The sequence below is a fragment of the Streptomyces liangshanensis genome (assembly GCF_011694815.1).
In the GTDB taxonomy this organism is placed as follows: domain Bacteria; phylum Actinomycetota; class Actinomycetes; order Streptomycetales; family Streptomycetaceae; genus Streptomyces; species Streptomyces liangshanensis.
Window position 1 is genome coordinate 5,192,035 of record NZ_CP050177.1, and the last position, 11,311, is coordinate 5,203,345.

General features: G+C 70.3%; 16 protein-coding genes. 11 read left to right on the top strand and 5 right to left on the bottom strand.

Translation table 11 applies throughout. The features are described from left to right. Positions 1-114 precede the first annotated feature (114 nt). Both HA039_RS22460 and HA039_RS22465 read left to right on the top strand, forming a co-directional pair. Positions 115-810: a maleate cis-trans isomerase family protein gene (locus HA039_RS22460; RefSeq protein ID WP_167032775.1), complete on the top strand. Its 696-nt coding sequence runs from the start codon at positions 115-117 to the stop codon at positions 808-810. Between the two features lie 170 nt (positions 811-980). Next, complete coding sequence (locus HA039_RS22465) at positions 981-2,036, top strand: LLM class flavin-dependent oxidoreductase (protein ID WP_167037384.1); 1,056 nt, start codon at positions 981-983, stop codon at positions 2,034-2,036. Between the two features lie 76 nt (positions 2,037-2,112). On the opposite strand, the gene HA039_RS22470 is transcribed toward HA039_RS22465, so the two are convergent. The 4 genes from HA039_RS22470 to HA039_RS22485 all read right to left on the bottom strand — a co-directional run bounded on the left by HA039_RS22470 (position 2,113) and on the right by HA039_RS22485 (position 5,692). Continuing rightward, on the bottom strand, positions 2,113-3,498 hold the full coding sequence (locus tag HA039_RS22470) for a serine hydrolase domain-containing protein (protein ID WP_167032777.1): 1,386 nt from the start codon (positions 3,496-3,498) through the stop codon (positions 2,113-2,115). 174 nt (positions 3,499-3,672) lie between these two features. Beyond that, positions 3,673-4,626 carry a GNAT family N-acetyltransferase gene (locus HA039_RS22475; RefSeq protein ID WP_167032779.1) on the bottom strand — a complete coding sequence of 318 codons (954 nt, stop codon included), beginning with the start codon at positions 4,624-4,626 and terminating at the stop codon, positions 3,673-3,675. Between the two features lie 80 nt (positions 4,627-4,706). Then, positions 4,707-5,276, bottom strand: coding sequence for a hypothetical protein (locus HA039_RS22480; RefSeq protein WP_167032781.1), 570 nt, complete (start codon positions 5,274-5,276; stop codon positions 4,707-4,709). A gap of 41 nt (positions 5,277-5,317) precedes the next feature. Further along, entirely contained in the window at positions 5,318-5,692 is a 375-nt protein-coding gene (locus HA039_RS22485) for a helix-turn-helix domain-containing protein (protein ID WP_243870216.1), read from the bottom strand. Between the two features lie 387 nt (positions 5,693-6,079). Here HA039_RS22485 and HA039_RS22490 point away from each other — a divergent pair, with 387 nt between their 5' ends. The 7 genes from HA039_RS22490 to HA039_RS22520 all read left to right on the top strand — a co-directional run bounded on the left by HA039_RS22490 (position 6,080) and on the right by HA039_RS22520 (position 9,133). Further along, complete coding sequence (locus tag HA039_RS22490) at positions 6,080-6,328, top strand: WhiB family transcriptional regulator (RefSeq protein ID WP_243869662.1); 249 nt, start codon at positions 6,080-6,082, stop codon at positions 6,326-6,328. A gap of 5 nt (positions 6,329-6,333) precedes the next feature. After that, a complete protein-coding gene (locus HA039_RS22495) occupies positions 6,334-6,837 on the top strand; it encodes a hypothetical protein (RefSeq protein WP_167037391.1) in 504 nt (167 codons plus the stop codon). Next, the gene (locus tag HA039_RS22500) at positions 6,834-7,046 is read left to right on the top strand and encodes a helix-turn-helix domain-containing protein (protein ID WP_167032785.1); all 213 of its coding nucleotides are present in this window, start codon (positions 6,834-6,836) and stop codon (positions 7,044-7,046) included. Before HA039_RS22495 ends, HA039_RS22500 begins: the two co-directional genes overlap by 4 nt. A gap of 349 nt (positions 7,047-7,395) precedes the next feature. Further along, complete coding sequence (locus HA039_RS22505) at positions 7,396-7,731, top strand: hypothetical protein (protein WP_341830062.1); 336 nt, start codon at positions 7,396-7,398, stop codon at positions 7,729-7,731. 34 nt (positions 7,732-7,765) lie between these two features. Beyond that, positions 7,766-8,371, top strand: a complete 606-nt coding sequence (locus HA039_RS22510) for a phage tail tube protein (RefSeq protein ID WP_167032789.1) — start codon at positions 7,766-7,768, stop codon at positions 8,369-8,371. A gap of 76 nt (positions 8,372-8,447) precedes the next feature. Then, the gene (locus HA039_RS22515) at positions 8,448-8,738 is read left to right on the top strand and encodes a hypothetical protein (protein ID WP_167032791.1); all 291 of its coding nucleotides are present in this window, start codon (positions 8,448-8,450) and stop codon (positions 8,736-8,738) included. 47 nt (positions 8,739-8,785) lie between these two features. After that, the gene (locus HA039_RS22520; protein WP_243870218.1) at positions 8,786-9,133 is read left to right on the top strand and encodes a hypothetical protein; all 348 of its coding nucleotides are present in this window, start codon (positions 8,786-8,788) and stop codon (positions 9,131-9,133) included. A gap of 7 nt (positions 9,134-9,140) precedes the next feature. Here the strand turns inward: HA039_RS22520 and HA039_RS22525 are convergent, their stop codons facing one another. Beyond that, a complete protein-coding gene (locus tag HA039_RS22525) occupies positions 9,141-9,380 on the bottom strand; it encodes a DUF3592 domain-containing protein (RefSeq protein WP_167032795.1) in 240 nt (79 codons plus the stop codon). A gap of 275 nt (positions 9,381-9,655) precedes the next feature. Here HA039_RS22525 and HA039_RS22530 point away from each other — a divergent pair, with 275 nt between their 5' ends. Together HA039_RS22530 and HA039_RS22535 are read left to right on the top strand one after the other, a co-directional pair. After that, complete coding sequence (locus HA039_RS22530) at positions 9,656-10,216, top strand: hypothetical protein (protein WP_167032797.1); 561 nt, start codon at positions 9,656-9,658, stop codon at positions 10,214-10,216. A 17-nt stretch (positions 10,217-10,233) separates the two neighbouring features. Then, positions 10,234-11,304 carry a hypothetical protein gene (locus HA039_RS22535; protein ID WP_167032799.1) on the top strand — a complete coding sequence of 357 codons (1,071 nt, stop codon included), beginning with the start codon at positions 10,234-10,236 and terminating at the stop codon, positions 11,302-11,304. Positions 11,305-11,311: the final 7 nt, after the last annotated feature.

Below are 11,311 nucleotides of genomic sequence, written 5' to 3' on the forward strand. Positions count from 1 at the left end.
GCGCACCGGGGCGTGGGGAGTACCGGCCTCGGGAGGGGGTACTCGTCATCGATCTCATGGAGGAGCCGGTGAAAAAGTAGGACAATTGGTCGTGACGACACAGGAAGGCTGGACATGACAACCGTTGGACTTCTCTGTCCCGGACATGCCGCCGAGGACGACTTCCCGCGCATCGAGATGCTGCTCGGCACCGACGTCAGGCTGCCCCTGGTGCACGCGGACATGGGCGAGCCGGACCGGCTGGCCGAGGGCGTGGCCGAGCTGAGGCTCGCGGGCGCGGAGTGTGTCGTCTGGGCGTCCGCCAGCGGCAGTTTCATGTACGGGTGGGACGGGGCGCACGAGCACACGCGCGCGCTGGCCGTGGCGGCGGGACTGCCGGCGTCGAGCACGTCGTTCGCCTTCGCCCACGCGGTACGGGCCCTGGGGGTCGGCCGGGTCGCCGTCGCGGCGGGCTATCCCCGGGACGTCACCGACCGGTTCGTCGCGTTCCTGAAGGCGGCGGGGACCGAGGTCGTGTCGGACGGGGCGGGTGGGCCGGACCTTGCCGGCGGCCCGGCGGGCGACGGCGGCGAGGCGGACTCGCGCGAGGAGGTGATGGAGCTGGCCCGGGCGGCGGATCACCCCGACGCGCAGGCGGTGCTCCTCCCGGACACGGCCCTGCACACGGTGGCGTACCTGCCGGAGCTGGAGGAGAGCCTCGGGAAGCCGGTGCTCACCGCGAACCAGGTGACCGTCTGGGAAGGGTTGCGGCTGACGGAGCGCCGGGCGCGCGGGCGGGGTCTGGGCGCGCTGTTCGCGGGCCCGGAGTGAGCGGGCGGGAATAAAACGGCGGGGCCCTCCTGTTGTGTCGTGATCCGAGGATCTACTGGCGCAGGAGGGTTTTTCCGGTGGTTGACGCGAGCCGAGACACGACGGACACCGGGGCGGGCACGTCCGCGGCCACCGGCACGGGAGCGGACGCCGAGGCGGCCACGGACACGATCCGTGGGGTGGTGCGGGGGACCGCCCCCGTGCCCCTGTCCGTCCTGGACCTGGTCACGGTCGGCAAGGGCTCGACCGCCACGAACTCCCTGCGCACCAGCGTCGCGCTGGCGAAGCTCGCCGAGCGCCGCGGCTTCCACCGGCACTGGGTCGCCGAGCACCACTCGATGCCGGGCGTCGCCTCGTCCTCCCCGGCCGTGATCCTGGCCCACCTCGCCGCCCACACCGAGCGCGTCCGGCTCGGCTCCGGCGGGGTGATGCTCCCCAACCACGCCCCGCTGGTCATCGCCGAGCAGTTCGGGACGCTGGAGGCGCTCGCCCCCGGCCGTATCGACCTGGGCCTGGGCCGCGCGCCCGGCACCGACGGCGCGACCGCCGCGGCCCTGCGCCGTACCGAACGCCTCAACGAAGGCGCGGACGACTTCCCCGAGCAGCTCGCCGAGCTGACCCGCTTCCTGGACGACAACTTCCCCGACGGGCACCGCTACGGCCGGATCCACGCGATCCCCGGCCCGGTCCAGGGCCCGAAGGGCCGCCCGCCGATCTGGCTGCTCGGCTCGTCCGGCTTCAGCGCCCGCCTCGCCGGCGTGCTGGGCCTCCCCTTCGCCTTCGCCCACCACTTCTCGGCGCAGAACACCATCCCCGCGCTCGACCTCTACCGCGAGTCGTTCCGCCCGTCGGAGGTGCTGGACGCCCCGTACTCCCTGATCGGCGTGGCGGCCCTCGCGACCGACGAGGAGCAGGAGGCCCGCCGCCAGGTCCTCACCGGCGCGCTGTCCATGCTCCAGCTGCGCACCGGCCGCCCGGGCCTGATCCCGACGCCGGACGAGGCGGCGGCGTACCGGTTCAGCCCGGTGGAGCGGGAGTTCGTGGACAGCTGGCTCGTCAACATCGTGCACGGCACGCCGGACGTGGTACGGGCGGGCCTGGACGACCTCCAGAAGCGCACGGGCACCGACGAGTTGATGATCACGGCCCACGCCCACAGCCCCGAGACGCGCCTGCGCAGCTACGAACTGATCGCGGACGCCTACGGGTTGCCGACGCTGGACTGACGCGTCGGGCGCGTCCGGTGGGCACGCGTCCGGTGCACGCCTCCGGTGCAAGCGGGGCATCGGGCGCGTCCGGGGCTCAACTCACCTTGGGCGCGGCCCGCATGCCCACGTACACGCAGCTCGTGCCGTCGGCGAGGGTGGAGAAGACCACGGGCATCCAGCCCTCGCTGAACGACGGCCCCGCGCCCGTCCCCGCGAACACGCTGTCCGACACCGGTACGAGGCTGACGTCGAGCGGCGGCGAGAAGTCCTTCATTCCGTCGACGAACTCGTAGACCAGGTGCGGCGATCCGTCGCGCTCGCCGACGGTGATGACCACTCCCTCCCGCCGGTAGACGCCCGCGAACGGCGCGAGGTCCACCACGGGCGGCCGGGGCGGCGGCGCGAACGCGTCCGGCATCCGTACCCCGGCCAACTCGCCCAGCAGTTCCCGCATCAGCTCCCCGTACAGCCCCCGAGCGCCGCCGCCGTTCGTCAGCAGGGCCACGGCCACCCCCGCTCCCGGCACCACACGCAGGTACGCGTACTGCCCGATCGAGGCGCCGTCGTGGCCGAAGCCGGGAACGCCGGCCCAGTCGTACAGCGTCCAGCCCAGGCCCCAACCGTCCGCGCTGACCGTCCACTTGTCCGGCACGTCGACCTCCCGGCGCCGCATCGCGGCGACGGACTCCGCCGTCAGCACCCGCGTGCCGTCCGGCGCCGTACCGCCGTCGAGGTGCGCCCGGGCCAGGGCGACGACGTCGCCGGCGGTGGCGCAGACCCGCCCGTACGGTCCGGCCGAGCGCGGCATGAGGTCCCACGCGGGAGCCGGGTCCGGGTCCTGGCCCGGCTCTCCCAGGTGCCCCATCGCGGCCCGGAAGGACAGGACTTCCTCGGGCAGGGTCATCGTGCGCGCCAGCCCGAGCGGGTCGAGCAGCAGCTCCTTGAGCGCCCGGTCCCAGGTCAGCCCGGTCAGCACCTCGACGACGCGGCCCAGCACGTTGTAGCCGACGCTGCTGTACGAAACGGCCGTGCCCGGCGGGCAGTCGAGCGCGACGTCCTTCGCGGCCTCGACGTAACGGGCCAGGCAGTCGTCGCCGCGTCCGCTGTCGTGGGTGAAGTCGCACGTCAACCCACTGGTGTGGCTGAGCAGTTGGCGGACGGTGATGGCCTTCGTCGCCTCGGGGTCGGCGGTGGCGAACTCGGGCAGGACGTCCACCACCGGCGCGTCCAGGTCCAGTTGGCCGGTCTCGGCCAGCCGCATCACCAGGGTGGCGGTGTAGACCTTCGCGATCGAGCCGAGCTGGAAGACGGAGTCCGTCGTCGCCTCGACGCCGGTGCCGCGGTGCAGGACCCCGGAGGCCAGCTCGTGGACCATCCCGTCGGCGAGCACGGCGAGGGTCGCCGCCGGTACGTGGTGCGCGGCGCGCAGTTCGTCGAGCCGGGCCTGCCAGCGGCGGGTGTCGAAGCGTGAGGGCGTCATGGGGTGGCCTTTCACCGGGCGTGGCTGAGGAGGACGAGGAGTCGGCGACGCGTACGGTGTGCGAGGCTCCCGTACGCCGTGCGCCTCTCCGCACACTGTACGGTCAACGCACGGCGTACGCAACGCTGTCCCGGCTCAACCCTCGTAGACCCCTCCGCCCCCTCCTTCGCGCCCTCAGTCGCTCAACGGGCGGACCAACCCCCAATACCCCAGCGCCGGCTTCATGCCGAGCGAGTCGTTCAGGCGCAGGATCGGCTCGTTCGTCTCGTCGTTGTGCGTGACCACGCAATCGGCCCCCGCCCGGTACGCGTACAGCAGCGCCGCCGACTTCACCGCCGCCGCGATGCCGCGCCCCCGGTACCGCGCGTCGACCCCCGTGAAGATCGTGTACCAGGGGTCGGTCGGGCCCTGCGGGGTCATGATGGTCAACCCGCAGGTCACGGGCTCGGAGCCGTCCAGCGACTCCGCCAGCATGATCACGGCCTCCGCCGGGATCAGTCTTCGCGCGTGGTCGAGGTTGATGTCCTGGCCCTCCTGGAACGGGAGCTTGGCGCCCTCCATGCAGCGGCTGACGCACTCCATGATCGTCCGCGCCTCGTCCTCCATGCTGGCCGCCCGGACGCTGACGCGCGCCAGCGTCGCCGACCGCGCCGCCGCCCCCGCCAGCCGCTCGCCGTGCGCCGGCAGCTCGTACAGCCGCCCCACGCTGTGGTTCGTCACCCGGAAGCCCCGCCCCTCCGCGAACGCCCGCCCCTCGGGGAGGTCGTCCCGCAGCGTGCAGGTGAGCATCCCCGACCCGCGCAGCCGCCCGGCCCCCTCTTCGAGCAGCCCGGCGAGGGCCGTCCCGATGCCGGTCCCGCGGGCCTGCGGGCCGACGGAGACCAGCGCGGAGGCCGTCCCGGGGAACGCGGGCTCCCGCGCGAGCTTCGCCGCGCCCACCAGGTCACCCTCGCGCTCCGCGACAAAGGCGAGATGGGCGTCGTGCGCGGCGGCGGCGCGGAGCTGCTCCCGCAGGCGGTAGCGGATGTCCCAGGCGCTGGTCAGCATGAGCAGCTCCATCACCGCGTCCATGTCCGCGGGGCGCATCGGCCGTGTGGTGTACCCCGCCCGCGTCAGAGATTCGCCCATATGTACAGTTTAGGTGGAATGCCCCAGCCGCGCCCTGCCGACGATCCGACCCCGGCCGCACGGCTCCGGGGCCGTCCGTCTCACCCCTCGTCGCCACGCTCCCGTGTCGCCCGTCGGTGCCGTGGCCGGTGCGGCATCAGATTGCGTACGTTCGCTTCGCCCGCGCCCACGATGGGCAGCCGCTGTGCCTGTGACGCGGGGAGGACTTCCGGCTCGCAGCGCGCCTCCGGCTCGTGGCGGGATTCCGGGTGCGGGTGCGGGTGCGTGGGCGCGGTTGAGTGCGGGCGGGCAGCCGTGTCCGGCGCGCCAGGTGTGCCCGGAGCTGGAGGCATCGGCTCCACGTCGGCCGACGCGTCGTCGGCCGACTGGTCCGGGAAGCGGAGCAGCCTGCCCGAGGGAACGGGAAGGTCCTCCATGTCGGGGTGACCGGCCGCCGTGGGCTGCGCCGGGTCCGCCGCCCGTGCGTGTTCCGCCCAGCCGGTGCGATACCAGCGCACTTGATCCCGGATGACTTCCTCGTCCGTGAGTATGCGCACACCGTCGACACCGGCCTGCTGGACCTTCTGACCCAGCTCGATCAATAAGTCACCCAACAGCATGGCCACCCGGTCCTGTGGGACCGGAACGCCACCATCCCCTTCGTTGCCCATGCGCGCTCTCCTTCACGCCCCCCCACGGGGCAGCCGATCCCCTAACTACTGGCCGGCAGGAATTGCTTCGCGACCTTCACGAAGATTTCCCGCAGCTCAGGGGGCACCCCCATTCTCCGTGCAGCCTCCTCCGGGCCCAGCCGCGGGGAGTCCTCTCCCGCCCCGGGCCCCGCCGGATCGGTCTGCTGCCGCACCGCGATCGGCAGGTCCTCCTCCGACAATCGCCCCGACCTGATGAGCATTTCTCTCAGCGGGATGCCGAGCACCGCCGCCAGTCTTCGCATGGTCTCCAGGTCGGGCATGCTCTGCCGCTGGAGCAGTCGGCTGACCGCAGCACGGTGCACCCCCGCGTCGTCCGCGAGCTTGGACTTGCCGCCACCCCGCGGATTGTCGATGTCGTATCCCTGACGCCGCATCAGGGATTCCACCCAGCCGGCGAACACGTCCAGTCCGTCCGCGCGGTTCCTGACACCGTCACCGCGGAAGCCCGGGTTGTTGCGGGCATCCGCCCGCGAGCCTGAACCCATTGTCTCGATCTCCCCTCGTCGCGGGAGACAGCGTACCGATCGCGCGCGCACCCATTGGTGTGCGCGCTCGCGCGTAGTTGTGGAGATGTCGCACAACGCGCAGGCCGGGTGGGGGACTTGGCGTGCAGTGCTGACACCCCCTCACGGAACGTAGTCGCTTGCGCACGCGCTCGCACCATGCAACGCTGATCACGCGTCCGCAATTGTCGAACAAATATTCCCATACATGGGGAGGGGTTGCACGTGCCTTCACCGATGACAGCGTCCTCAACCGCTGTGACCTTGGACTTCTGCCGCACGGACGAAGATCTCGACTGGCGCAGGGACGCCGCCTGCGCCGATCTTCCCCAACGTTTTGTGTTCACCAAAGTCCCTTCCGAGGCCGCACCGGTATTGCGTGCCTGCAATCACTGCCCGATCCGTGAGGAGTGCGTCGCTGTCGTGGATCCCATGCGGACCTGGTTCGACGGGGTCAGCGGCGGGCGTCTGTGGCGCAACGGCCGCGAGGTAAGGCGGGCGGCGTGACGGACATGGGCGGCACACTCTGGATCGCCGCTCTCCTGCGGCACTTTCCCGAACTCCTGGCAGAACTAGCCCCGTCCGGCGGCCGCACCCTGCGCGAGCGCCTGGGCGGCGCCCCGGCCGGTGGCTCCGTAGCACCCCTGCGCCTCTACGTGTCGGATGCCATCCGCGATGTCACCGACGGCGTCGTGGAGTTGGAGGAGGCCGTACGGGAACGGCTCGGCCTCCCCCGGGTGGCCGCCGCCCCCGTGCCCGTACGCCTTCGCCGTATCGCGGGTCTTTCGGAGCGGATCGCCGGGGACCTTGACCTGGCCGCGCATGTGGAGGACGAGACCCGGCGGATGGCCCGCCGGTGCGCCCGGGCGCTGGGCGATCCCGAGCAGTTGGTCCGCGTCGCCGGGCGCTGCCCCGCCTGCGACTCGGTGTCCCTGCGGGCGTTCCCCGAGCGAGCGACGGTGATGTGCGTGAATCCCGTCTGCCGCCACACACCGACGGTGGAGGTGGCGTCGTGAGCGCCGGGACGACAGGTGCGGGCGGAGCGGCGAGCGTCGCGCTGATCTCGGCGGATCTGGCCGCCGCCGAGGTCGAGGTGTCGCCTGCGACCATCCGCAAGTGGGTCCAGCTCGGACACCTCATCGCGGCGGGACGCCAGGGCAGGCGGCTGCTCTACCGACTGGAGGATGTGTTCGCCGCGGAGCGCGCGGTACGCCGTAGGAGCTGAACCTACGACCGACGCACGGCCCACGTACGACCGAGGAAGGCCCCGCCGGGACACCGGCGGGGCCTTCCTCGTTGCCGGCGCTCGCCAACCGCGCCTCCGGAAAGGTCGGTTGCGGGATCAGCCACCCTCGATCACACTTGAAGCAGCGGCAGAGCTGCGCCCCTTCCGAGGGGCGGCGGACCTGCCGCTTTGTGTTGCCCGGAATCCCACTCCCCTGGGTCGCGACCGGGCCTCACCACTGATCCGCACCACGGCCCATCGCCTTCCGCGAAGGAGCGTCCATGTGAGCGTTCTGAACTTTCCCGATGTGGAGCGACTCGTCGTCGACTTCCTTGAGGACCGGCCCGAAATGGTCGGCGTCACGGTCGACAACCGCCCGCCCGCCGGGTTCGACGGCACCCAGAAAGCCGTCCTGGTCTCCCGCGTCGGCGGCGTGTGGGTCGACGACCTGCATCTCGACAAACCGCTGTTGGACCTTGAGGTGTACGGCCCCGACAAGACCACGGCGCACGCCGTGGCTCTCGCCGCCCGCGCCTGTGTCCTGGAGCTGATCGGTACGCGGTACGGCACCGCGGTGGTCACCGATGTCGACGAGGCCGACGGACCTCGCTGGCTGCCCGACTACAACCGCCCGGCCGGCAATCGCTACCTGGCCACGCTCCGCCTGTCCATCCGCCCCGCGTGAATCCGCAACACCCAACCCTTCCGAAGGAGTTCCCATGGCACCCGGTCCCAACAGCAGCAAGGAAATCCGCGTCGCAGGCACCGGAAAGGTCCTGGTGGCCGCCCCTGTCGGAGCCACCGGAGCGCCGGCCGCGCCGATCGACACCACCGTGGCGTGGACCGGCTGGACCGAGCTCGGCTACACCTCCACCGACGGCATCAAGCTCAGCAAGAAGGACAAGATCGACCAGGTGGACGGCTGGCAGTCGGTGAGCGCGCTGCGCTACATCTACTCCGACCGCGAGCTGACCGTGAAGTTCCAGCTGCTCCAGATCAACAAGAGCACCCTGCCGTTCTTCATGGGCGGCGGTGCCACGTCGCTCCTGGCCTCCCCGGCCGCGTCCGGCACGTTCAAGTACGACCTCTCCGCCAACCCCAAGGCGGACGAACGCCAGCTCGGCTTCGAGTTCACCGACAGCAACGGCACCGGTGACGTGTCGTACCGCTTCGTCATCCCGCGCGGCCAGGTCACCGAGACCGAGGAGATCTCGATGACCCGTACGGGCGCGATCAAGCTCGGTGTCACCTTCACGGCCTACGCGCAGGACGACACGTCGCTGCCGCTGGCGACGTGGCTGATGAAGGACACGGCGTTCGCGTAACCGCTACAGGTACGGGGGTGGCCGACGCGCTACCCCCGTACCTCCGTACCCCCAACACAAGGAACAGGAGACCGACATGGCGGGATTCAACGTCAACGCCGCACGTGCCCAGCGCCTCGAAGCGCTCGGCCGTGCCTGGGGTTTCGATCTGGACGAGGACTCGTTCGAGCTGCCGACGGAGCTGACCCGTACGACGGCGCGCAAGCTGCGGGACCTCGACGACAACGACGTGGACGGTCTGCTGCGACTGCTGCTCGGCGAGCAGCAGTTCACGCGCTTCGAGCGGCACGACGTCACGATGCAGGACATCGCGGCGATCCTGGAGGCGTACGGCAAGGAGACGGGGCTCGGCCTGGGGGAAGACTGAGCCTCGGCGAGCTCGTCGACGAGCACGCCGAGGCCCTGGAGGCCGACCTGTTGCGTTACTACGGCACGGACCTGCTGGACTGGCACCGCGGCCGCCTCACCTCCCGCCGCCTCGCGGTACTGATCCGACACCTCCCCCGGGACAGCGCGGTGGCCCGCGAACTCCACGGCGAGTCGGCCGACTGGACGGTGACGGAGTACCTCCTGGCCCACGTGGCCGACCAACTGGCGGAAGCGAACTGGATGTTCGCCACGGTCAACCGCGACGAGGACGCCGATCCACCGGAGGCGCCGGAGCCCGTTCCCCGCCCCGGCGGGACGTCCGGTGCCGAGGCCGGGGAACGGCCCGCGCCTGCCCCACCCGGCCCGGCGGAAATCGCGCACTTCTTTTCCTGAGACGTCTCTAGGAGCTGAGGAGAGCCAGGGCCAGGGAAAAGACGGCGACCGCGGCGGACGCCGCCATGAACGAGAGGGACAACCGGCCTTTTGTCATCTGGTCCGGGGTCTCCGCGTTTCGTGGATCGCGAGGATCGTATATCACGGTGACCGTGTCACCGATGTCGGCGGGGGGATAGCGGAACGGCCCCAGATCGAAATGCAGTTCCATCCCGTCGGGTGACGTGTGCCGGACCATGAGATTCACGGTGCCACTGGGGCCTTTCGCTTTGTTCACGCATATCGCGGAGACTCGCACCCCGCGCTTCCGTAACGCCCTGCCCCGGCTGTGAATCTTGGTGAAGAAGAGCAGGGAAAGTGATGCCAGGGCAGTAACCGTGATCGCAGGTCCATTCATGTTCCACCCCTGTACTCGACCTGGACGACACCGAAGATCGGCGCGGCTCATTGTCGTGCGGCCGAGTTTCCGTGTCAAGGGTCGTCAAGTGCGGGCGGCGGGCGCAGAAAGAGAAGGAATCGACTATGGCAGATCACTCGCTCGGCGAGGTCTACGACCAAGTGGTCGAGGTGAAGCGAAAGCTCGAAGCCGGCGGTGGCATTGCCACCCAGGCGTACATCAACGAGAAGTTCAAGGAGCACAAGGGCGGGGGTGTCACCAAGGAATATCTGGACGAGAAGTTCAAGAGTGCCAAAGAGGATCCGACGCAGGCCGAGCAGTGGGCCAAGGTGATTGGTGCGGACGGAGTCGTCAAGGCGATCCAGGACTTCAAGATCTCGTCGCTCGCCAGCCTGTCCGCACTGGGTGCCGTACTTGTGGGTTTCCTGGTCAGCACGATCGTGGACAAGGATCTGCTGACGGTCGCCGCGCTGAAGAAGTTCAATCTGGCCCGCGATGAAAGAGGAATTCCCCGGTCTATTCCGAGGGAGACGCCCACCCCCGCGAGGACCACTCCTCAGTCGGCGCCGGTGAGCAGTATCGACATCGACCGGCTCAAGAGCATGCGCAGCGCCTCCATCGCACTGTCCCGATCCCTCAGCGATCTCACCAAGGAAGTCACCAACGCCGCACGGCAGATCGCCTGACACGACAGGGAACCCTGATGTCACTCGCTCGAAGTTCGACCACCGCAGCCTCCTCACTCTCGCGATTCCGCACCACGATCACCCAAGCGGCGTCGGCCGTACGGCAACTTCAGACCTCCGCCGGCGGGGCGGGCCCCACGCTGGACAGGATCCGTGGAGGGTCGGACCGGCTGAACACCTCGTTGGGCAGGCTCAGGACCGCCGCGACCACCGGAGGCAGCGGCCTGGACAGGATCAAGTCGACCGCCGTGTCCGCCGACGGCGGGATGGGGAAGGCCCGGGCCGGGGCCGACAAGTTCAAGACCTCGCTCGACCGGCTCAAGAGTTCCGCCGACAAGGCCAAGAACGCCCTCCAGGACGTCAAGAGGCAGGCCGACGGGGTGGAGAAGTCCGTCGGGAAGGCCGGGAAGAACGCCGACAAGGGCGGGAAGTCCATGGACGGGCTCGGGAAGGGGCTCAAGGGCGCGTCGCTCGCGCAGAGGGGACTCAACCTCGCCATGGCCGCCAGCCCGTTCGGGCTCATCATGACGCTGCTCGCGCCCCTCATCGCGCGGTTCGTCAACATGGACAAGGTCATGGCCGTCGCCAAGCGGGGCATGACGGCGGCCTGGAACGCCATGCGGTCCGCGTCCTCCTCCGCAGCCCGGTTCCTCGGCCCGCTCTTCAAGGGCGTCGTCAACGCCTTCCTGCTGCCCACCCGCATGCTCGTCCGGGGGCTCAACTCCCTGATCGGCGGGCTCAACCAGGTCAAGTTCAGCGTTCCCGACTGGGTGCCCGTCATCGGCGGCAAGGGCTTCGCGTTCAACCTTCCCCGCATCCCGGTGCCCCAACTCGCGCAGGGCGGCATCGTCGAGGCCAGGGCCGGCGGCCGGCTCGCACTCATCGGAGAGGGAGGCGAGGCCGAGGCCGTCATCCCGCTCTCCCGGCTGGAGCGCATGCTCGGCGGGCACCCAGGCGGAGCCGCCGGAATGACCCGGCTCGCCCAGGCCGTCGAGCGCCTCGCCGAACGCCCCGTACACATCGAGGTCGACTCGCAGACCATCGCTCGCGCTGTCCTCGTCGGCCAGCGCAAGCTCGCCAGGAGGTGAGACAGGA